Origin of the sequence: Acinetobacter tjernbergiae DSM 14971 = CIP 107465 (assembly GCF_000374425.1) — a bacterium.
Lineage (GTDB): Bacteria > Pseudomonadota > Gammaproteobacteria > Pseudomonadales > Moraxellaceae > Acinetobacter > Acinetobacter tjernbergiae.
This window is the reverse complement of sequence record NZ_KB894364.1, coordinates 83,613-105,630: the sequence shown is the minus strand read 5'-3', so window position 1 is coordinate 105,630 and position 22,018 is coordinate 83,613. Positions and strand designations below refer to the sequence as shown.

Here is a 22,018-nt window from a genome sequence, read left to right as displayed (position 1 = left end):
CATGAAATTTAACCTTTCAGAATGGGCGCTGAAGAATAAGGGCATTGTTCTGTATTTTATGCTGTTACTCGGCATTGTCGGAATTATGTCTTATTCCAAGCTCTCTCAGAGTGAAGATCCTCCCTTTACGTTCAAAGTGATGGTGGTACAGACCTATTGGCCAGGTGCGACAGCCAAAGAAGTGTCGACACTCGTTACCGATCGTATTGAAAAAGAATTGATGACCACTGGTCAGTATGATCGCATCATGGCGTATTCACGCCCTGGTGAATCGTTGGTGACCTTTGTTGCGAAAGACAGTTTGCCATCGAGCCAGATTCCTGATATTTGGTATAACGTCCGTAAAAAGGTCAATGATGTACGTTCACAGCTACCGAGTGGCGTGCAAGGGCCATTTTTTAACGATGAATTTGGCGATACCTTCGGGAATATTTATGTCCTGACGGGCAAAGATTTTGACTATGCGGTAATGAAAGAATATGCCGATCGTTTGCAACTACAATTGCAACGGGTCAAAGATGTCAGCAAAGTCAATCTCGTTGGTCTGCAAGATCAGAAAATTTGGATTGAATTATCCAATACCAAAGCTGTTCAGCTCGGTGTACCCGTTACTGCAATTCAGGAAGCGATACAAAAGCAAAATGATATGGCAGGTGCAGGTTTCTTTGAAACAGGTACCGACCGTATTCAAATTCGTGTCAGTGGGCATTTACATAGTGTCGATGACCTGAAAAAAATGCCGTTGTTGGTCGGGAATAAAACCATTCAATTGGGTGATGTTGCTGAAGTCTATCGTGGTTTCAGTGAACCTGCTCAGCCACGTATGCGTTTCATGGGCGAGAACGGCATTGGGATTGCGGTGTCGATGCGCAAAGGTGGAGACATCATTGCACTGGGCAAAAACCTAGAAACTGAATTTAATAGCTTACAGAAGAGCTTACCTTTGGGCATGAAACTGCAAAAAGTTTCAGATCAGCCTGTAGCGGTACAACGCAGTATTCAAGAATTTTTAAAAGTACTGGCTGAAGCGGTGATTATCGTTTTATTGGTGAGTTTCTTCTCGCTCGGTTTCCGTACAGGGTTGGTCGTTGCATTGTCGATACCGCTGGTACTGGCGATGACGTTTGCAGGGATGAGCTTATTTGATGTAGGGCTACACAAAATTTCTTTGGGTGCATTAATTCTTGCACTGGGTTTGTTGGTCGATGATGCGATTATCGCTGTTGAAATGATGGCGATTAAAATGGAGCAGGGTTACAGTCGACTGAAAGCCGCAGGCTTTGCATGGCAAACCACCGCGTTTCCAATGTTGACAGGAACACTGATTACCGCAGCAGGTTTCCTCCCAATTGCTACAGCTCAATCAGGCACAGGTGAATATACTCGTTCTATTTTCCAAGTGGTCACGATTGCATTGATTGTGTCGTGGATTGCTGCGGTTTTATTCGTACCTTATTTGGGCGAAAAATTACTGCCTGATTTCACCAAGCAGAATCAACAAGCGGCGTGGTATTTACGCCTATGGGCAAGGTTACGCAAGCAACCAGCACCTGTCGTTGAGGCACATGCTGGGCATCATGATCCATATCAGTCAAAATTTTATCAATCTTTCCGTGGTATCGTTGAAATCTGTATTACCTATCGTAAGACAGTGATTGCAGTGACCGTTGGTATATTTGTGTTGTCGGTGGCGATGTTTAAATTCGTTCCACAGCAGTTCTTCCCAGCATCAAACCGTGCGGAGATTTTAGTTGATTTAAAATTAGAAGAAGGCGCATCACTGGTTGCGACTGAACAGGCGGTGCATAAGGTTGAGCAATTCCTTGCGAAACAAAAAGGGATTGATAACTATGTAGCCTATGTCGGTACAGGGTCACCACGTTTCTATTTACCTTTGGATCAACAGCTTCCACAAGCCAGTTTTGCTCAATTTGTGGTATTGGCATCGTCTTTAGATGATCGTAATGAAATTCGCCGTTCTTTAGAGAAACAAATCAAGCAACTCTTGCCACAAGTACGTACCCGTGTGTCTTTACTTGAAAATGGCCCACCTGTGGGTTATCCATTGCAGTATCGTGTCTCAGGTGAAGATTTGGCAACGGTTCGGGCAGAGGCACAAAAAGTTGCTAAAGTTGTAGGTGAAGACCTGAATACCACCAATGTCCATTTGGATTGGGGTGAGCCAAGTAAAATTATTGCGATTGAAATTGACCAAGACCGTGCCCGTCAAATGGGTGTTTCTAGTGTTGATTTAGCCAATTTCTTGAATGCTTCGGTGACAGGCTCAGTGATGAATCAATATCGTGAAAAACGTGAGTTGATTGAGATTCGTCTACGTGGTGATAAAACTGAACGTGCAGAAGTGGCTTCTTTGGCAAGCTTAGCTGTGCCAACCACCAAAGGAACAACCGTACCTTTGGCACAGATTGCAAAAATTGAATCACGTTTTGAAGAAGGCTTGATTTGGCATCGTAACCGCCTACCAACGATTACGGTTCGTGCCGATATTCGAACCAATTTACAGCCTGCAACCGTGGTTCAGCAGTTAGCGGATAAAATGCAAACTTTACGTGCGGATTTACCAAATGGCTATTTGCTTGAGGTGGGGGGTACGGTTGAGGAATCTGCGAAAGGTCAAAATTCAGTGAATGCAGGTATGCCATTGTTCTTGGCTGTGGTGATGACCTTGTTGATGATTCAATTGCGTAGCATGTCACGTGCAACGATTGTTCTGCTGACAGCACCGCTTGGCTTAATCGGGGTGGTTGCATTCTTACTCTTGTTTAATAAACCGTTTGGTTTCGTGGCGATGCTTGGGACGATTGCATTGTCAGGGATGATTATGCGGAACTCGCTGATTTTGATTGATCAAATTGAACAAGATATTCAGGCAGGGTATGCGCCGTGGGATGCGGTGATTGGTGCAACCATGCGCCGTTTCCGCCCAATTGTATTGACTGCATTGGCTGCGGTACTGGCGATGATCCCGTTATCACGCAGTCTTTTCTTTGGTCCAATGGCAGTTGCAATTATGGGTGGTTTGATTGTTGCGACTTTACTCACCTTATTTTTCCTACCCGCATTGTATGCAGCATGGTTCAGAGTAAAGAAAGCAACACCTCTATCGTAATTATTTTGTGAATAAAGGTGCGAAATATTGAAAATTTCAATATAGTAGCACCTATATTTGAAGACCAAAAAATAATGGAATTTCATTGCTTGACCAGTTTGGCAAAATGCAGTGAATGAGGTGATATAGAGCATGGGGCAAGACAGTATTGAGCAGCATCGCCGTTACGTGGCGATTTCTTATGTGTTCATGTTTCTTGCATTATTTACAATCGTGTTTGCAGTATTTGCATACCTATTAGCACGAAAAGTTGCGATTGTGGATAATGCTGAAGTATGGATTCATGCACATGCCCTTTGGATCATGCGTAACGTGCTGTTATTTATCATGATCGTTTGCTTTGCATCGCTATGGTTTATTCCGTTGTTCTTTTTTGCATGGGACAGCGCATTATGGGTCACGGGCATGACGGTTGCAGGTGTGATTTTCAGTGCGATCGCATGGTTATTTTTGCTGAATGCATGGATCAACGGTCTTGCCAAGTATTTTAAAAATAAAGCGGTATTCTAATTTTATCGCTTTTTTATTGTGCGAGACCTTGTAAATTTAGAGTAGCGCCCTTATTAAGGCTCTGTTGACTTTGTAAATAAAATGTCAACAGAGCCTATTTATTTGTAGAGATTGAACTAATTCCGTGAGGAGCATCGCCAACCATGGCTAAACGTGATTATTATGAGGTTTTGGGCGTTTCGAAAACCGCAAGTGATGATGAGATTAAAAAAGCCTATCGTAAGTTGGCGATGAAGTATCATCCAGATCGTAACCCAGACAATGCTGAAGCAGAAGATAAGTTCAAAGAAGCTGCAGAAGCCTATGAAATCCTGTCTGATGGCGAAAAGCGCAGTATGTACGATCGCGCTGGTCATAGTGCTTTTGAAGGCGGTTTCGGTGGCGGTGGTGGTGGCTTTGGCGGTGGTTTTAGCGCAGAAGACATTTTTAGTCAGTTTGGCGATATTTTTGGTGGTGCTTTCGGTGGCGGTGGTCGCCAGCAGCAACGTCAACGCCGTGGCTCAGATCTTCGCTATGTGATGGAATTGACGCTTGAAGAAGCTGTCAAAGGCGTAAAAAAGACCATTACGTTTACTGCACCTGCACCTTGTGATACCTGTGATGGTAAAGGTTCTAAGAATCCAAATGATGTTGAAACTTGTCGTACCTGTCATGGTGCGGGTCAAGTGCGTATGCAGCAAGGTTTCTTCTCGGTTCAGCAAACCTGTAGTACCTGCCGTGGTCAAGGCAAGATGATTAAGAATCCATGTAACACTTGTCATGGTTCAGGCGTTGCAGACCGTCAACAGACGCTTGAAGTCACCATTCCAGCAGGCGTAGACAATGGCGATCGAGTACGTTTAACTGGTAAAGGTGAAGCGATTCGTGATGGTCAAGCAGGCGATTTATACGTTGAAGTCGTGGTTCGTGAACACGAAGTCTTCCAACGTGATGGCGCTGACCTGTATATGGATGTGCCTGTGAGCATTGCTGATGCTGCTTTGGGCAAAGAAATTGAAATTCCGACCCTTGATGGTCGTGTTAGTTTAAAAATTCCTGAAGGTACACAAACAGGTAAATTATTCCGTTTACGTGGTAAGGGTGTTCGCCCTGTACGTAGCAGTATGGTTGGTGATTTATTGTGCCGTATTGTGGTTGAAACTCCTGTCAATTTAAACAGTCGTCAGCGTGAATTGATGAAAGAGCTACAAGCTTCTTTTGATGGTGATGGTCATGCTTCATCGCCAAAGAAGAAATCATTCTTTGATCGTCTATTCGATTAATTGATGCTGAGAAAAAACCTGCTTCGGCAGGTTTTTTTATGGGAATTTTTTAGCGTATGCACAGAGTTTTGCTATAGTAGCGAGATTGTTTAAATAAAAGACTGGGAAAAATTATGTCAACTTCTCCACGCATTGGGATCTTGGGTGCAGGCGGACGCATGGGGCGTATTCTGATTCAAGCGGTACAACAAGCAGGCTATCAACTTGCAGCAGCAGTTGAACGTCCTGAAAGTAGCTTAGTGGGTGCCGATGCGGGTGAGCTTGCAGGTGTGGGAAGTCTTGGGGTTAAGGTTGTTGGCAGCTTAAACGAAGTGTTAAAAGACTGTGATGTGGTCATTGATTTTACCGCACCTGTTGCCACTGAACAGCACTTGAAATTATGCCGAGAAGCGGGTGTGGCCATGGTGATTGGTACCACAGGCATGAATGATGAACAAAAAGCATTCCTCGATGAAACAGCAACTCAAACACCCGTTGTCTATGCTGCGAATTATTCAGTCGGTGTCAACGTTTCAATCAAGTTATTGGAACTGGCTGCAAAAGTCTTTGGCGATACTGTGGATATTGAAATTATCGAAGCACACCACCGCCATAAAGTTGATGCACCATCAGGTACCGCATTTATGATGGGTGAGGCGATTGCAGATACTTTAGGTCGTAATTTGAAAGAAGTTGCGGTGTATGGGCGTGAAGGTTATACCGGTCCACGTGATCGTCAAACGATTGGTTTTGAAACCATTCGTGGTGGTGATATTGTAGGTGAACACACCGTGATGTTTATTGGTGAAGGGGAACGTGTTGAAGTCACCCATAAAGCCACCAATCGTATGAATTTTGCTTCTGGTGCAGTGCGCGCGGCTGCATGGGTTGTTGGTCGTGACGCACGTAAATATGATATGAAAGATGTTCTCGGCTTTAATGATATTGAAGTTTAATCTTTCTTTTTTCGATAAAAGAGCTTGTTGGGCATCTAAAAAGGTACTGTTCAAACAAGCTCTCACAATCACTAAAACAAATTGAGCATGACATGAATAAAAAGCATATCGTTCTTGCTGCACTGCTAAGTGTGACGAGCTTGGTTGCCAGTGCCGCAGAAGCACCTAAACTGAGTTTACATCGTAATAATATTAAAGTTTGGACCTACCAAACAGAAAATAATCCTGTCTTTCAATATAAAGCAGAAACGACTTTTGATGTGCCATTAGAACGCGCTGTTGCTGTGGTATTGGATGTTGAACGTACGCCACAATGGGTACCTTATGTTGCTAAAGCACAATTGTTGTCTCGTGATGAAAAGAAAGGCGAATTTACCCTATATATGTTGTTAGATTTTCCATTTCCTTTAAAAGACCGAGATGTGGTGATTAAAGGTAAAATGATTAAAAATGCGGATGGTAGTATTACAATCAAGAATAGTACAGTGAAAAATAATTACCCTGAACAGCCTGATGTGATTCGTCTAACGCAGTATACGGGTGATTGGACATTTCAACGGCTCGCCAATAATAGAGTCAAAGTCATGACCAGTGGCTACGCTGATCCAGCAGGTTCGATTCCACTCAGTTTTGTGAATATGTTTGTACAGCAACAACCCTACCAGATGCTGATAAAAATGAAGAAAGAGATATACAATCCCTTATATGCACAGCCACATTTACCAGATTTACTGAAGTAATTATTCAGGGTTGAATTACCACTTAAATAAAAAAACCTGATTTCAATCAGGCTTTTTTATTTGAGCTTAAGCTTGCGGACATTGTTGTAATGGCGAATCAGGTTTGCTTGCTAATTTCATTTGAACAAAAACTAGAAGTAGTCCAATACTAGCGAGTATAGCGCCGATCATCGATACTGCCACATAGTTCAAACCAAAACTTAACACTGCACCTCCTGCCACTGCACCAATTGCATTGCCGAGGTTAAAAGCACCGATATTCACCGAAGAGGCGAGACCATAGGCTTCATGAGCAACTGACATGACGCGCATTTGTAAAGGTGGAACGATGGCAAATGCTGCTGCACCCCAGATCACTAAGCCAATGGCTGCACCCAGTTGTGATTGAGCAAGAATTGGGAAAATCAACATCAATGTAATCAGTAACACCAAGAAACCAATCAGGGTCTTGTCTACTGATAGATCTGCAAACTTACCACCGAAATGGTTGCCAATAGAGAAACCAATCCCGATTAAGACCAACATCATAGTGATAAAGGTTGGCGAAGCATGGCTGAATTCAACCAAGCTTGGTGCAATTAGGTGTACAAGCTAAACATCGCTGAAGCACCAAATACCGTGGTCAAGAGTGCCAATACCACAGGCAGGCGAGTCAGAACTTTGAGTTCCATTTTCACATTGGGTTTTTGACCGACTGAACCCGCAGGCAGTGCTTTCCAGAGCGATAGCATGGTGATGATACCGAGAGCTGAAATCGCGAGGAAAGACATACGCCAGCCAATGTTTTGCCCCACCCATGTTGCGAGTGGTACACCACCAATATTGGCGATGGTGAGGCCCATAAACATAGTAGCAACCGCACTCGCCTGTTTATTTGCTGGAACAACACTGGCGGCCACTACAGAGCCAATCCCGAAGAAGGCACCGTGGTTTAAGCTAGTGATCAGGCGAGCGCCCATTAAACTCATATAGTTGGGTGCAACGGCTGCGATCAGATTACCAATGGTAAAAATTGCCATGAGTAGAATCAGTGCATTACGACGGGCAAAGCCACCAAACTATAAGGTCATGATCGGCGCACCGAGCATCACGCCCAGTGCATAACCCATAATCAACATGCCCGCACTTGGGATTGATACTCCAAGATCATTGGCAATATTGGGCAACAGACCCATTGGAGAGAACTCTGTTGTTCCAATTGCAAATGCACCAATCGCCAGTGCCAGCAAAGGAAGACTGATACGGCTGCTCATGTTATTTGTCCCATTCAGGCGCAAAGGGTTCAGGACTTACTTCTCGACCATTACGTTCAAGTTGAGCGATCAACTGCATTTCCTCTGCACTTAAAGTTAAGTCTTGTGCTTTTAAGTTGCTGATCAGGTTTTCACGTTTGGTTGATGATGGAATCACCGCAAAACCATTTTGCAATGCCCAGACCAATGCCACTTGAGCAGTTGTTGCCTGATGTTGTGCTGCAATTTCAATTAAGGTTGGATCATTCAGCACCTTGCCATAAGCCAAAGTCATGTATGAGGTCACGTCAATGTTTTGTTCACGTAAATAGTTCACTAGATTACGGTTTTGTAAATACGGACTGAGTTCAATCTGGTTGGTGGCAATGTGTTCGACACCAATGCTATCAATCGCTTGTTGGGTCAAGGCGATGTTAAAGTTTGAAATCCCGATTTGTTTAGTCAAACCTTGTTGTTTCGCTTCGAGCAGCAATTGCATGACGCTTGGAATAGATACACCTAGCGCTGGAGCTGGCCAGTGAATCAAGGTGAGATCAACGGTATCGGTACGAAGTTTTTGTAAGCTGTCTTTTAAGCTGGGAATAAACTTATCTTCAGCAAAATTATCGACCCAGATTTTTGTGGTTAAGAATAAATCTTGACGAGCGACACCGCTTTCGGCAATGGCTTGACCAACCGCAGCTTCGTTTTCATAAATTTGTGCAGTATCGATGGCACGGTAACCCACTTCCAGAGCGGTTTTAACTGAATCAATGACTGCTTGATCTTTAAGACGGAAAGTGCCTAAACCGAATTGAGGGATACGCATATTTTTTCACCTAATCTTTTTCATGCTCGGAAGAGCTATTCTGTCGATGGCTGTTATTTTGCGATGATTATTGTTGCTAAAAAATAGATGAATTTGCAAAATATAGTTGACTAAATATCAATAATTGAGGAAGTGGCAATGAAATCTACGGTAGAAGAACTACTTGCTTTTATGACCATTGTCGATACAGGATCGTTTATTGCTGCTGCCGAGCGACTTGGTCAGACAGCGTCGGGAATGAGCCGCTCTCTCAGTCGTCTAGAATCAAAGCTTGGAGTTACCTTGCTGGAGCGCACGACCCGAAAGTTAAAACTGACCCAAGAAGGACAACAGTTTTTACAGCATGCGCGTAAAATCCTGAGTGATTTGAATGCGGCCGAAGAAGCATTACAGAAATCAGATCAAGATACTTCGGGGGTGATTCGGATTGACTCAGCCACACCTTTTATTCTGCATGTCATTACGCCATTGGTACATAAGTTCAGACAAAGTTATCCCAATATTGAGATTGAGCTGAATAGTAATGATTTAGTGATTGATCTATTAGAACATAAGACTGATGTGGCATTTCGTTTTGGTGAATTACATGATTCTAGTCTGCATGCGAAACTGGTGTGTAAAAGTCGTATCTATATTGTTGCCAGCCCTGAATATCTAAAACGCAAGGGCACGCCTTTACAGCCTCAAGCATTGCCTGAACATGATGTGATTGGTTTCACCCGTCCAACCTATATCAATACTTGGCCGATTAAAATTGAAGGTGAGTATTTCCAAGCTCAACCTAAAGTTAGAGCGTCCAGTGGTGAAACCGTTCGACAACTCTGTTTACGTGGACAGGGCATTGCTCGACTATCAGAATTTGAAATCTGGCAGGATATGAAAGCAGGGCGCCTTGAGGCACTATTTGAAGATCAGATTGAGCACTCTTATCAAAGCATCCATGCTGTTTATTATCAACAAGCGCATTTGCCGAAACGGGTTCGCTTATTTATTGAGTTTTTGACTGAGCAACTAAGTCATGGCTTTGCGGTTTGCCAATAGCTGTTTCAGCGAGTTTCAGTTCTAAAACTTGAACAAGTTGGCCAGTCGGTTGTTGTACTGCAACTTTGATCTGTTGCTGTTGTTGCGTGCATACAAATTCAACGGTCGGTAGCAGTAAACTGGACATCATTACTCCACTTTCAGTCGGCTGCTTATAGGTCAGTTTTAGAGTATTTTGTTGTGCCTGAGTGACAATCTTTTCTAATCGCCAAAACTGATACTCATCTTGATTTTGTATTTTTAAATAACCATGTGATAAAGTTTTACAGACCTCTTGCTGCTGTTGCGCCGCTGGGTTTTGAGCTTTGCAGCCTATTAATAAACAGATGCTCATTATAAATAAGATATTATTTTTCATGCTCTTATCCTTTCATTGTTGATTTTTATAGCTTAACGGTGTTGTATAAACCAATACAGACACAGAAATTTATAAAAAAGCAGTACAGAAATGACTTTTCAATATCAGCGTTTAGCCGAACAGTTGGCACAAAGAATTTATCAACATGAGTTACAACCCCAACAGAAGCTAAGTTCTTTAAGGGAATTTGCTCGTCAGCAGTGTGTTAGTTTGAGTACTGCACAACAGTGCTATGAATTATTAGAAGCAAAAGGCTTGATCTATGTAAAAGCAAAATCAGGCTATTTTGTTAGTTCACGACAATATCAAAGTGCTGTTCCTGACAGTCCAAGCTTTGAGTCTAAAGCTCGACAAGTTTCAAACTTGGATTTGCAAAATCAAATTCAAACCGCCTCGATTCAAAATCACTTAACCCCTTTAGGTGCGATTCAACTATCTCCTCACTTGATTCCCGTTGATGGACTACGCCGTTCCTTACAACGAGCGCTGAAGCATTGTCAGCCTGAAGATTTTTTGTACTGTAATAGACAGGGGCATGAGCAGTTACGCAAAGCATTATCAGACCATTGGCGTGAAGATGGGATTTATGTCGCCACAGACGATATTTTTATTAGCAACGGTTGTATGCCTGCCTTGTCTTTATTGATTCAACAGATGAGTCAAGAAGGGGATAGCATTTTAATTCCAACGCCAACCTTTAATGGTCAGTTGCAAATGTTGGCAAGTCTTAAACGCAAGATTATTGAGATTCCAGCTGATCATCGTGGTATTGATCTCGAACGCCTAGAGTTCTTTATGAAACAGGGCAGTGCCAAGCTGTGTTTACTCACTGCCAATTTTCAAAATCCATTGGGCTATTGTTTGAGCCACCAACAAAAGCAAAAAATTGCTCAACTTGCACAGCAATATCAGTGTTTTATTTTAGAAGATGATATTTATGGTGAATGTAGTTTTCAAAAAGAACGCCCTTTGCCAATTCGTTATTGGGATCAACAAGGCTATGTGATTTGGTGTGGGTCCGTCTCCAAATCATTATCCAGTGCTTACCGTGTCGGTTGGTTTTGCTTAGGGCAGCAGTTGCAACATTTACGTCCACAATTGTTGGCAAATAATATTGGGGTGAATACACCTCTACAGTTGGGCTTAGCCGATTTTATTTATAGTCGTGGTTATCGCGAACATTTAGAGGGTTTGAGACCTAAGTTAATGCAACAAGTGGAGCAATATCGTGCGTATATTTTGGAAGTATTTAACGGTATTCCGATCGCGTTGAGTCAATCACAAGGTGGCTATGCATTATGGATGCAGCTTCCAGAGAATATGACCGGTTTAGCGTTGTATTATTTGGCACAGAGCCAAGGGATTAATATCGTGCCTGGAGAGGTTTTTGGTGAAGACCTGCGTTATCAGCATTTCATCCGCTTAAATGCAGGGCATGCATTGACCACCGAAATCCGCCAAGCGATTCAACAGTTGGCGGATTGGGTGAGAGAATCTTACCTTAGTCAAAGTCGGCTTTGAGTACGATGCGATAACGTGCTTGCCCTGAATGTAATCGTTCAATCGCCTCGTTGAGTTGAGACATTGGGAATAACTCAATTTGTGGGGCAATATTCTTGCGTGCCGCAAATTGTAGAAGCTGACGCAGCGCCAAAGGCGAACCTGTTGGAGAACCTGTCACTGATTTTGCACCGTCAATGAGTGAGCCGACTGCAACAGGAACAGGTTCCAAAGTGAGACCAAGAAAATGTAATGAACCGTTTGGTGCAAGGGTACTCAAAAAAGCTTGCCAATTTAAGGTCACGTTTACGGTACTCAGCAATAAATCGAATTTACCACGTTGTGCTTTGATCGCTTGAGCATCACGACTATTCACCACATGATCAGCACCCATGGCTTTCAGCTCTTCGGTTTTGTCTGGATTGGAACTGAATGCAGTAATTTCACAACCCCAAGCTTTAAGTAACTTAATGGCAATATGCCCTAAGCCCCCAATGCCAATCACACCGACATGATGTGTCGCTTGGATTTGGTGTTTGAGTAAAGGATCAAATACGGTGATCCCACCACAAAGTAATGGCCCTGCGCTTTCAGGGTCTAAATCTTCTGGCAGAGGAATCACCCATTGCCAACCTGCACGTACTTTTTCAGCAAAGCCGCCCGCATGACCAACGATAGTCGCAACGCTGCCACCTGTACATAACACTTGATCACCACCAATGCATGGATCACAGGCTTGGCAGGTCTCGGCAGTCCAACCAATCCCAACACGTTGACCCAGTTTCAGTCCTTTGGCTTCTGAGCCGAGTGTGATAATTGTGCCAATAATCTCATGCCCAGCAACCGCAGGATAAACTGATGAGCGCCACTCATTATTGATCACAGACAGATCTGAGTGACATAGACCGCAGTATTCAACTTTAACTTCAACCTGATGTGGCTGTAATACACCTGCATCAAATTGGTAAGGGACGAGTTGTTCGCCTGCTTGCATTGCAGCATAAGCACGAATTTGATTATTGCTCATTCGGGAACTCCTTTTAAAGGAACATGAATTGGTATTATTTAAAATGGCAGTGATTTTCATGATCATTGACCATGCCTACGGCTTGCATAAACGCATAGCAAGTCGTGGGGCCTACAAATTTAAAACCGCGTTTTTTTAAAATTTTGGATAGGTTTTGGCTGATGTCCGTTTGAGCAGGTGCATCACGATAATGAATTACATCATGGTTTGGTGTTTGATGGTCAACGAAGCTCCATAGCCAGTGAGATACATCACCAACTTCATTTTTGAGTTGCTGCCATGCAATTGCATTGTCTCGAATCGCTTTAAGTTTACCTAAATGACGAATTAAACCTGCATCACTGAGTTTGAGTTCGAGTTGATCATCGGTGAGTGCTGCGACGTCTGCGATAGAATATTGAAAGAAGTGTGAACGGTAGTGTTCGCGTTTTTTCAGTACCGTGATCCAAGAGAGTCCTGCTTGCTGTCCTTCCAGACAGAGCATCTCAAATAGGTGGGGTTCATCATGTTCTGCCTTACCCCATTCTTGGTCATGGTAAGCAATGTAGAGGGGATCATTGGAGCACCAGCCACAGCGTTGAGTTGTCATATTTGATGCTCCTTATTATTATTCGTAAGGCAGAGTTTAGAGAGTGAATGCCACCCATTCATTTGGGCGAGTATCCCAATAATACAGTTCAGCCGTATTTAAATCAGTAAATTTAAGCCAAAAGTCTTTACCCGATTTATCTGCAAAACCTGTGCTAATCAACAAAGCATCTTCGGTAATTTCCATAATCCAGCCTTGATAGCTCGTACCATTGAGGATGATTTTTTGCTGATTTCCAGACTCTGCAAATATAACCAGTCGTTCAATCAATGCTTCTGACATCGTGTGTTCCTAACGTAAATATGGGTATGGATTGACTGCTCCACGCCCTTTGCCATTTAAATAAATGCCGTAATGTAAATGTGGGGCGGTCGCGTGTGCATTGCCTGTATTGCCCACATAGCCAATCAGGTCACCTTTACGAACATAATCACCAACATTGAGACCACGTTTATGATCATCTAGATGTGCATAGTAGTGCCAAGAACCAGCAGGTCCAATAATCCAAATGATCTTGCCACCTAAATTATTATTGCGTAAATCAGCGACGAGCCCTTCGGTAGCACTATACACTTTCGTCCCACGCTCTGCCATGATATCAATGCCTTCATGGTTACGCCCTTGGCTGCGTGCAGCACCCCAAGTATCACGTAATTCATTTCGATTGATACCTTTGACTGGTACAGGAAGACGGTTATCTAAACGTAAATTTTTAAGCTTGTCGATTTGCGTATTCGGTAAGCTTGTTGGTTTTTTAGGCGTTGTGCTACATGCAGAAAGTAGAATAATCAAGATACCAAGCAGGGTAGATGAAATTGAATGGCGCACACTCACTCCTTGTGATCTTGATTGAGAATATTAAGATGATCCAGTCTTTTGTTTTGCAGTTATCAATTTTTTCATGGCAGTTGGAATGCCCTTGGCAATCGCCGCTTCTGGACTGAGCCATATGCCATTCAGTTCGATACTGATTTGCTCTTTCTGATCATGTTCCACGTGGAACAGTTGTTCATGCAATATCCACGTAAAGTGGGTAAAGCTATGGCTAATCTGTAATGATGATACTTGAGCTTGCAGTTTGAATTGCTGTTCAATCTGTTGTAATTCGGTTGCTTGTTCAATGATCGGTAAGCAATACAATCCACCCCACAACCCATGCGCTTCACGTTGTTGCCACAGCCATTCATGACCTGACTGAATCAGGAGTACATCCGCCGTTTTAACAGGGACAGGTTTTTTGGCTTTTTTAAAGGGTAACTCTTGTTCCAAACCTTGTTGATAGGCCTGACAGTGTTGTTGCATCGGGCAGTATAAACATAAAGGCTTTTTAGGGGTACAGACGGTTGCCCCTAAATCCATAATCGCTTGGGTGTAATCATGGTTACGTTCTGTAGCGCACAGTTGTTCTGCAATCTGCCATAAAGCGCGTTCATGCTGCGGTTTGGAGAGGTCATCTTCTATGGCAAGAAAACGTGCTAAAACCCGTTTTACATTGCCATCCATAATCACGCCATACTGACGTAAGCCAAGCGACATCAGCGCACCCGCAGTTGAACGGCCAATGCCTGGTAATTCAATCCATTGTTCTACGGTCTCTGGAAATTGACCTTGTTGATAAACAAGCGCTGCAGCTTTGTGTAAATTTCTGGCTCTTGCGTAATAACCTAGTCCTGCCCAATATGGGGCAACGTCATCCCAACTGGCTTGACCTAAGTCCTTTACAGTCGGAAATCGTTCGATAAAGCGATCAAAATATTGCAGTACCGTTTTGACTTGGGTCTGTTGCAGCATGATTTCTGAGACCCAAACTTTGTAGGGATCATCTGCAACTTGCCACGGTAAGTCATGACGACCATGTTGGTCGAACCATGTGAGTAGTGCATCAGAAAATGAGAAATCAGACATGAATCAGAACAGTCAAAAGCAGAGGCGTAGTATAGCGGAAATCAGGGATTGATAGGATGTTATCTGTCTTTCAAAAATACGTGATCGAGATACAGTAAATGATTTTATTTGAACGCTAGTCAATATTTTCTGGTGCAAAGGCGGCATTCATGTCGCCTTGCACTCGTAGAAATTGTCTAGGATTGAAACAAACTATATATTCGCTCAATTCTGTATTTATAGGGTTTTTAGAGATAGTTTTTTTAAATCACTTCAAATGCTTATCCAATAGCTCATACATCGCTTCAAGCCCTTGGCGTTCAGCTTCTGCGTTATAGCCTAAGTCAACATGATTGGCTTTAGCACGTTCATCTGCGAGTGGGTTACTAAAGCCATGTTTCGCATCTTCAAAAATGATGACTTCATGTTCAACTCCTGCACCATGCATTTCTTGGCGGAAGCTTGCGACATCATCCAAAGAAACCATACTGTCGAGTTCGCCATGTAAGACGAGGATTTCAGCCTGAATCTTGCCTTTCTCGGCAGGTGCTTTCGGGCTTAAATTGGCATGAAACGTGACGACTGCTTTTAGGTCGGCACCAGAACGTGCTAGATCAAGCACCACTTTACCGCCATAACAAAAACCAATTGCTGCCAATTTTTCAGTATTGACCTCGGATTGTGCTTTTAAAGCATCTAAGCCCGCTTGAGCGCGATTCACAACGGTGTCTACATGGTCAAAGGTTTGCATCATCCATGCAGATGCTTGAGGAACATCAGAGGTAACTTTCTTGTCGCCATACATATCAATGGCGAGAGCGGCAAAACCATGTGCTGCAAGTTCACGGGCACGTTGCTCGGTGTATTCTGTACGCCCCCACCATTCAGGTGCAACAATAACACCTGCAACAGGCATATCTATCGCTGGTGCTGCAAAATAACCAATTAAACGTTGGCCATCTGGCGAGGTATATTCAATTTCACGCGTGGTAATCGGGAAGCTCATGTTTAAAATCCTAGTCTATATTTTTACAATGTTTTGATTACAACATCAAAAATTAAATTGCTGATAAGGCGAATAAATAAATTTAAACTTCTTTTAAGTTAATATTTCTCAATAAAAAAAGAAGAATACAATGATTCTTCTCTTTATAAAATTCTACCATCTCTCAAGACTATACTTTACCGCGGGATAAAAAACCGACCACAGCTAGAATAGCCGCGATTACTAATAAAATGACGGCAAAGTCTTTGGACAAACCAGCAACACCACCAAAACCTAATAAACTGGCGATTAATGCAATCACTGCAAAAATAATAGCCCAACGGAACATAATACGTTCTCCTAAATTTATCGTTATGAATTTACTATAGCGTGTGTTTTTGGGGCTAAATGTGGTGTTTCTGTGGTGGAAATGTTCAATCATTTAAGAATTGTTAATCGCCTAATTCACTCAATAATCAGGTTGTTTAAGAATAAATGCTATAATAAATACGAATTCTAAAGCCTAAAAAGTTTGCTATGTCTACCGAGTTACGTCCCCACTTTTGGAAACAATATCCGCTTGAGCAGTTAAATCGTGCTGAGTGGGAGGCATTGTGTGATGGATGTGGCTTATGTTGCTTGGTCAAACTTGAAGATGATGAGACTGCTGAAGTTGCGTATACCAAGGTGGCATGTAAATTATTAGATTGTAAAACGGCACGTTGTTCAGATTATGCCAATCGCCAACAGCAGGTTGCGGATTGTATTCAACTGACCCCTGAACGATTGCAAACAATTACATGGTTACCGCCCAGTTGCGCTTATCGTCGGTTGAATGAAGGTAAAAACCTACCTTCTTGGCATTACCTAAACACAGGTTCGCGTCAAAGTGTGATTAAAGCGAAAAAATCAGCAGCAGGACGCTGTATTTCAGAACAAGACATCAATGACGAAGATATCGAAGATTATGTCGTACGTTGGATACGATAAGATAGAGTTCTCTTTATTGATCAGCGTTTCTCAGCAATAAAAACAATACTTTTACAGTAATTTTTCTATTCCCCCGATAGGATGAGCATCGAGAGGCAGGCATTGTTGCCGCAGGCTCTCTGGTTGTTTGAATTAAATGAGTTTGGGAAATAGACATGATCGCATCAAGAATGCTGTTCTTCACCGTAGGGCTTTTATCTTGTTATTCTTCGGTTTGGGCGCAGCCGCTCAGTGAGCAGCAAGTCAAAGAGATTGTAGATCAGCAATTTAAACCATTATTAGATCAATACAAGATTCCTGGATTAGTGGTTGCGGTGACATTGAAAGGGCAGCATTACTTTGTAAATTATGGTGTTGCTTCCAAGCAAAGCAATCAACCAGTGAGTAATAAGACCTTATTTGAACTTGGCTCGGTAAGTAAGACCTTTAATGCTACTTTGACAGGCTATGCACAGGCACAAGGGCAGTTATCATTGTCTGATCATCCCGCCAAGTATTTCCCTGAATTAAAAAATACAGCAGTGAATAAAGCCACAATCTTGAATTTAGGCACCTATACCGCAGGTGGTTTTCCACTGCAATTTCCAGATGAAGTTGTTAGTCAGCAGGATATGATTCAATATTTTCAGACTTGGCAGCCAAAAACTAAAGTGGGTGCAGCTCGTCAATATTCCAATCCAAGTATTGGTTTGATGGGTTATGTCACGGCACTAGCATTGAAAAGACCCTATTCTGAATTATTAGAAAAAACACTTTTTCCACAATTGGGATTGAGTCAGAGTTTTATTCATGTGCCTGAGCAGCAGATGCCGCAATACGCGTGGGGCTATAAAAATGACCAACCCATTCGCGTTTCTGCGGGGATGTTTGATGCGGAAGCGTATGGCGTGAAGAGTAGCAGTTTCGATATGCTGAAATTTTTAGATGCTCAAATTTACCCACAAAAATTAAAACAGCCTCTTCGCAAAGCGATTGAAAATACGCATGTGGGGTATTTTAAAGTCGGTGCGATGACCCAAGGTTTAGGTTGGGAGCAATATGCTTATCCTGTTCAGTTAGAGACCTTATTACATGGTAATTCAAGCAAGATGGCTTTAGAAAGTCATGCTGTTACACCGATCAAACAACCAAAGCGGGCTTCAGCAGCAACATTGTTTAATAAAACAGGTTCAAGTAATGGCTTTGGTGCTTATGCTGCATTTATTCCACAGCAGAAAATTGGGATCGTGATGCTCGCGAATACTAATTTCCCAAATGATGCTCGTATTACTGCAAGCTATCATGTTATGCAGCAGTTACTTCAGGCGAACACTGCACAATAGAATGTCGCGTGATTGCAGATTCAAATTGTAGATTTGAGTCAGACACAATAGACTAGGATAAAACAGCATAAAGCCAATAATGATGTCAGATACGCATATTCCTTTACCTGAACGTTTACGCCCTCGTGATTTGTCAGAGATCATTGGGCAGGATCATTTGCTGGGTGAAAATGCCCCATTACGTCAAATGATTGATCAAGGGCACTTGCCTTCGATTATCTTTTGGGGGCCGCCAGGGGTAGGAAAAACCACGGTTGCTTTATTATTGGCGCAAGCAGTCGATCGTCCTTTTATTAGCTTATCTGCATTGAATACAGGCGTAAAAGAACTGCGTGAAGTGATTGCTGAAAGTGGTGATCTATTGACACCAGTGGTGTTTATTGACGAGATTCATCGTTTTAATAAGTCACAACAAGATGCCTTACTGAATGCGGTTGAAAAAGGCAAAATAACATTGATTGGAGCAACCACTGAGAATCCATCTTTTGAGGTGAATAGTGCATTGCTTTCTCGTTGTCAGGTCTACACGCTGAATAGTTTAGATGCTGATGCGATTCAGACACTACTGAATAAAGCGATTCAAACGGATAAGTTTTTAAAAGCACGTTTTATTCAGATTGAAGAATATGATGCACTGATTCAATTTGCTGCGGGTGATGCACGCAAAGCACTCAATCTGATTGATTTAATCGCCAGCACTTTTGAACCTGATATTGAAAATATCGTCACCAATGCAATTGTGGTCAAAGTCGCACAGCAGAATATTGCACGTTATGACAAATCAGGTGAGCAGCATTATGATTTGGTTTCGGCATTTATCAAATCGATTCGTGGCAGTGATGCTGATGCGACCCTATACTGGATGGCACGCATGCTCAAAGGTGGTGAAGACCCTGTTTTTATTGCACGTCGTATGTTGATTGCCGCATCGGAAGATATTGGCAATTCCAATCCAAATGCCTTATTGCTGGCGGGAGAGTGTTTCCGTTCAGTTCAAGCGGTAGGGATGCCTGAAGCGCGGATTATCCTAGGGCAATGTGCCGTGTATCTGGCTACCAGCCCAAAAAGTAATAGCACTTATCTTGCAATTAACAAAGCCTTAGAGCTTGCCGAAAAAACTGCGAATTTGCCTGTGCCGTTGCATCTACGTAATGCACCAACCAAATTGATGAAGCAACAAGGTTATGGTGTGGATTATCTCTATCCACATCATTACCCTGAGCATTTTGTTTTACAGGATTATTTGCCACCTGAGTTGCGGGGTACGAAGCTGTATGAGCGAGCCTTAAATAAACGTGAAGTTGAAGCCGAGCGTTTGCAGCAACGCCGTTGGCAGCAGGAACAGCAGCAACAATAAAGAGCTGTTTAAACAGATGAGTTGTATTTTCACATTTCACCTAGTCAAGTTCCCAAAAGTGTTAATGGGAATCTGGCTGCGGTTTTATCTTCGATTTATTTCAACATGAACTCAAAAAAAGCCACATTCATTGGATTGCTTGCGATCTTCCTTTGGAGCTTGATCGTTGCATTGATCAAGGATGTCAGCTCGCATTTTGGTGCAGTCGGCGGTGCCGCATTAATTTATACGCTTGCCTCTATTTTCCTGTTTTTTTCCGTAGGTTGGAGCAATCTTAAAAGTTCCCCAAAAGCCTATTTAATTTGGGGCAGTATTTTATTTGTGAGCTATGAGCTTTGTTTATCACTTTCAATTGGATATAGCAATAACAACCGAGAAGCCATCGAAGTTGGGATGGTCAATTATTTATGGCCAACCTTTACCATGGTGGCTGCAATTCTGTTTAATCAGCAAAAAGCCAATTTACTGATTATTCCTGGTTTTGTGATTTCATTGTTTGGTATCTGTTGGGTATTAGGCGGTGAGCAAGGTTTTGATTTGGCAGGTATGTGGGGAAATATACAACATAACCCACTGAGTTATGGATTAGCTTTTATCGGAACCCTACTTTGGGCGGCTTACTGTACCCTCACTGCGAAGATGGCTAAGGGCAGTAATGGGATTACCTTATTTTTTATTTTGGTCTCAATGGTGCTTTGGATTAAATATGCATTGATGGGTGGCGGCACATTTAATTTTGATTGGTCATCTTCCATGTCCTTACTTTTTGCTGCTGCCGCTATGGGCTTTGGTTATGCCGCATGGAATGTCGGGATTCTACATGGCAATGTCACGTTATTGGCAGGTGCTTCGTATTTTATTCCTGTATTTTCAGCGTTCTTCTCAGCAATTTTACTGAGTACACCACTGACGATTTCTTTTTGGTATGGTGCCTTTATGGTGTGTATGGGGTCGATTTTATGTTGGTTCTCGACTCGAGTGAAGCAATAAGTAGGCGCATTTCAGATGGGTAGATGCTTTTATTCTGAGTTGTTATAGTCACTATATTTTTTAAGTGGCTACTAGACACTTCACATAAAAGATCGCATTATCGCGGCATATCACGGATGATAAAGCTCTGCCATGATCACAAACAAAATCAATGCTGCGGAAAGTATCCGAGGCTTAGCCTGCCTTGCGGTTGTGTTGTCACATCTATCGTTGACATTCTTTCCTCAAATGCATCATTTTGATTTAAGTGCTGTGCCTCAATATCCCTTTTTTGATCAACTTTATCATTCCCCATTTGCTTTTTTTTATTCGGGTACAGGGGCAGTTTTTGTCTTTTTTGTTTTAAGTGGTTATGTCCTGAGTTTATCGAGTTTAAAAAAGCAAAATTCAGCTGAAAAACTCAAAAAATCATTAATTAAACGTTATCCACGTTTGGCTATTCCCGCTTTTATTTCTTGTATTGTTGCCTACCTCGTTTGTTTTGTTCCTGTCGATGTTTCGCATGTTTCTGAATGGGGGGCTGCTTTGGCGAATCCTCATCCAAAATTAACGACAGCTTTGTATGAGGGCAGTATCGGGGCATTTCTATTTGGAGACTCAAGCTATAACTGGGTGTTGTGGACGATGCAGATTGAGCTGCTCGGTTCATTGGTGATTTATCTCGCCAGTTATTTTTACAGCAAACGACCGATGTTTGCAGGTCTGTTCTTGCTGCTGAGTATTGCGACAGCCTACCTGATTTCACAAATGGTATTACTCGGTATCCTGAGTTTTATTTTAGGTATGGGTTTATTCCTTTACGCAGCAGAGTTAGCAACAGTGCTATCTGTATTGCTATTCGTGCTGGGGTTATATTTCTGTGGTGCGCATAATGAGAGTTGGAGTTATCGAATTTTTGCTCAATTTTTAGGTGAGCAAACCTATGATTATCTGAACTTCATGGGTGGTTTCTGTATTGTCTATGCGGTGCTTAAAGGCAAATGGTTGGCACAATTTTTTGATTCACGGTTCTTGGTTTTTTTAGGTAAGGTGTCATTTTCCATTTATTTGATTCACCTTGCTGTGATTTATGCTTTGGGCATTCCTTTGTTTAATCTATTGCATGTCCAATTCGGTTTTTCATATTTACTTGCAGGTTTGTGGGCGAGTTTATTTACATTGATCATCAGTATTGTTTTAGCTGATCCTTATAGTCGTTATGTTGATGATCTTGCGATTAAAGTATCAAATAAACTGGCAAAGATGTTTTAAGTTTCCATCCTCTTTGGGCTCGATGTGATGGATCTTGCATCGAGTTATGCATGATTGCCATATTACAAAAAGAATCTTTTAAACCT

At 42.4% G+C, this 22,018-nt stretch carries 21 protein-coding genes and 1 pseudogene; 12 read left to right on the top strand and 10 right to left on the bottom strand.

Annotated features, from left to right (window positions below):
- Position 1: 1 nt before the first annotated feature.
- From C502_RS0110450 to C502_RS0110430, 5 genes are all read left to right on the top strand, one after another.
- Complete coding sequence (locus C502_RS0110450; RefSeq protein ID WP_018678774.1) at positions 2 to 3,130, top strand: efflux RND transporter permease subunit; 3,129 nt, start codon at positions 2 to 4, stop codon at positions 3,128 to 3,130.
- Positions 3,131 to 3,262: 132 nt separating this feature from the next.
- Complete coding sequence (locus tag C502_RS0110445) at positions 3,263 to 3,640, top strand: hypothetical protein (protein ID WP_018678773.1); 378 nt, start codon at positions 3,263 to 3,265, stop codon at positions 3,638 to 3,640.
- 143 nt (positions 3,641 to 3,783) lie between these two features.
- The gene (dnaJ, locus tag C502_RS0110440; RefSeq protein ID WP_018678772.1) at positions 3,784 to 4,902 is read left to right on the top strand and encodes a molecular chaperone DnaJ; all 1,119 of its coding nucleotides are present in this window, start codon (positions 3,784 to 3,786) and stop codon (positions 4,900 to 4,902) included.
- A gap of 113 nt (positions 4,903 to 5,015) precedes the next feature.
- Positions 5,016 to 5,837 carry a 4-hydroxy-tetrahydrodipicolinate reductase gene (dapB, locus tag C502_RS0110435; RefSeq protein WP_018678771.1) on the top strand — a complete coding sequence of 274 codons (822 nt, stop codon included), beginning with the start codon at positions 5,016 to 5,018 and terminating at the stop codon, positions 5,835 to 5,837.
- Positions 5,838 to 5,929: 92 nt separating this feature from the next.
- The gene (locus C502_RS0110430; RefSeq protein WP_018678770.1) at positions 5,930 to 6,577 is read left to right on the top strand and encodes an START domain-containing protein; all 648 of its coding nucleotides are present in this window, start codon (positions 5,930 to 5,932) and stop codon (positions 6,575 to 6,577) included.
- 66 nt (positions 6,578 to 6,643) lie between these two features.
- On the opposite strand, the pseudogene C502_RS18270 reads toward C502_RS0110430, so the two are convergent.
- Together C502_RS18270 and dkgB are read right to left on the bottom strand one after the other, a co-directional pair.
- Positions 6,644 to 7,830: pseudogene (locus C502_RS18270) on the bottom strand (MFS transporter).
- A 1-nt stretch (position 7,831) separates the two neighbouring features.
- Entirely contained in the window at positions 7,832 to 8,638 is an 807-nt protein-coding gene (dkgB, locus tag C502_RS0110420; RefSeq protein WP_018678769.1) for a 2,5-didehydrogluconate reductase DkgB, read from the bottom strand.
- A gap of 138 nt (positions 8,639 to 8,776) precedes the next feature.
- Here dkgB and C502_RS0110415 point away from each other — a divergent pair, with 138 nt between their 5' ends.
- Positions 8,777 to 9,679, top strand: a complete 903-nt coding sequence (locus C502_RS0110415; RefSeq protein WP_018678768.1) for a LysR family transcriptional regulator — start codon at positions 8,777 to 8,779, stop codon at positions 9,677 to 9,679.
- On the opposite strand, the gene C502_RS0110410 is transcribed toward C502_RS0110415, so the two are convergent.
- Positions 9,627 to 10,037 carry a hypothetical protein gene (locus tag C502_RS0110410; RefSeq protein WP_018678767.1) on the bottom strand — a complete coding sequence of 137 codons (411 nt, stop codon included), beginning with the start codon at positions 10,035 to 10,037 and terminating at the stop codon, positions 9,627 to 9,629. The genes C502_RS0110415 and C502_RS0110410 overlap by 53 nt on opposite strands.
- A gap of 90 nt (positions 10,038 to 10,127) precedes the next feature.
- On the opposite strand from C502_RS0110410, the gene C502_RS0110405 reads away from it, so the two are divergent.
- Complete coding sequence (locus tag C502_RS0110405; protein ID WP_018678766.1) at positions 10,128 to 11,558, top strand: aminotransferase-like domain-containing protein; 1,431 nt, start codon at positions 10,128 to 10,130, stop codon at positions 11,556 to 11,558.
- Here the strand turns inward: C502_RS0110405 and ahr are convergent.
- From ahr to C502_RS18870, 7 genes are all read right to left on the bottom strand, one after another.
- A complete protein-coding gene (gene ahr / locus C502_RS0110400) occupies positions 11,539 to 12,564 on the bottom strand; it encodes an NADPH-dependent aldehyde reductase Ahr (RefSeq protein ID WP_018678765.1) in 1,026 nt (341 codons plus the stop codon). The genes C502_RS0110405 and ahr overlap by 20 nt on opposite strands.
- 34 nt (positions 12,565 to 12,598) lie before the next feature.
- A complete protein-coding gene (locus tag C502_RS0110395; RefSeq protein ID WP_018678764.1) occupies positions 12,599 to 13,153 on the bottom strand; it encodes a DNA-3-methyladenine glycosylase I in 555 nt (184 codons plus the stop codon).
- 36 nt (positions 13,154 to 13,189) lie between these two features.
- A complete protein-coding gene (locus tag C502_RS0110390; protein WP_018678763.1) occupies positions 13,190 to 13,435 on the bottom strand; it encodes a hypothetical protein in 246 nt (81 codons plus the stop codon).
- A gap of 9 nt (positions 13,436 to 13,444) precedes the next feature.
- On the bottom strand, positions 13,445 to 13,981 hold the full coding sequence (locus C502_RS0110385; protein WP_018678762.1) for a M23 family metallopeptidase: 537 nt from the start codon (positions 13,979 to 13,981) through the stop codon (positions 13,445 to 13,447).
- A gap of 30 nt (positions 13,982 to 14,011) precedes the next feature.
- On the bottom strand, positions 14,012 to 15,058 hold the full coding sequence (gene mutY, locus C502_RS0110380; protein WP_018678761.1) for an A/G-specific adenine glycosylase: 1,047 nt from the start codon (positions 15,056 to 15,058) through the stop codon (positions 14,012 to 14,014).
- Positions 15,059 to 15,305: 247 nt separating this feature from the next.
- On the bottom strand, positions 15,306 to 16,043 hold the full coding sequence (locus C502_RS0110375; RefSeq protein ID WP_018678760.1) for a dienelactone hydrolase family protein: 738 nt from the start codon (positions 16,041 to 16,043) through the stop codon (positions 15,306 to 15,308).
- A gap of 169 nt (positions 16,044 to 16,212) precedes the next feature.
- Positions 16,213 to 16,371 (bottom strand): DUF1328 domain-containing protein, encoded by a 159-nt coding sequence (locus tag C502_RS18870; protein ID WP_018678759.1) that lies wholly within the window; start codon positions 16,369 to 16,371, stop codon positions 16,213 to 16,215.
- A gap of 188 nt (positions 16,372 to 16,559) precedes the next feature.
- On the opposite strand from C502_RS18870, the gene C502_RS0110365 reads away from it, so the two are divergent.
- The 5 genes from C502_RS0110365 (at position 16,560) to C502_RS0110345 (ending at position 21,932) form a co-directional block, all read left to right on the top strand.
- Complete coding sequence (locus C502_RS0110365) at positions 16,560 to 17,012, top strand: YcgN family cysteine cluster protein (RefSeq protein WP_018678758.1); 453 nt, start codon at positions 16,560 to 16,562, stop codon at positions 17,010 to 17,012.
- 155 nt (positions 17,013 to 17,167) lie between these two features.
- Positions 17,168 to 18,334, top strand: coding sequence for a class C beta-lactamase (gene ampC, locus C502_RS0110360; RefSeq protein WP_023274629.1), 1,167 nt, complete (start codon positions 17,168 to 17,170; stop codon positions 18,332 to 18,334).
- Between the two features lie 82 nt (positions 18,335 to 18,416).
- Positions 18,417 to 19,691, top strand: coding sequence for a replication-associated recombination protein A (locus C502_RS0110355; RefSeq protein WP_018678756.1), 1,275 nt, complete (start codon positions 18,417 to 18,419; stop codon positions 19,689 to 19,691).
- 105 nt (positions 19,692 to 19,796) lie between these two features.
- Complete coding sequence (yddG, locus tag C502_RS0110350; protein ID WP_018678755.1) at positions 19,797 to 20,681, top strand: aromatic amino acid DMT transporter YddG; 885 nt, start codon at positions 19,797 to 19,799, stop codon at positions 20,679 to 20,681.
- A 132-nt stretch (positions 20,682 to 20,813) separates the two neighbouring features.
- A complete protein-coding gene (locus C502_RS0110345) occupies positions 20,814 to 21,932 on the top strand; it encodes an acyltransferase family protein (protein WP_018678754.1) in 1,119 nt (372 codons plus the stop codon).
- Positions 21,933 to 22,018: the final 86 nt, after the last annotated feature.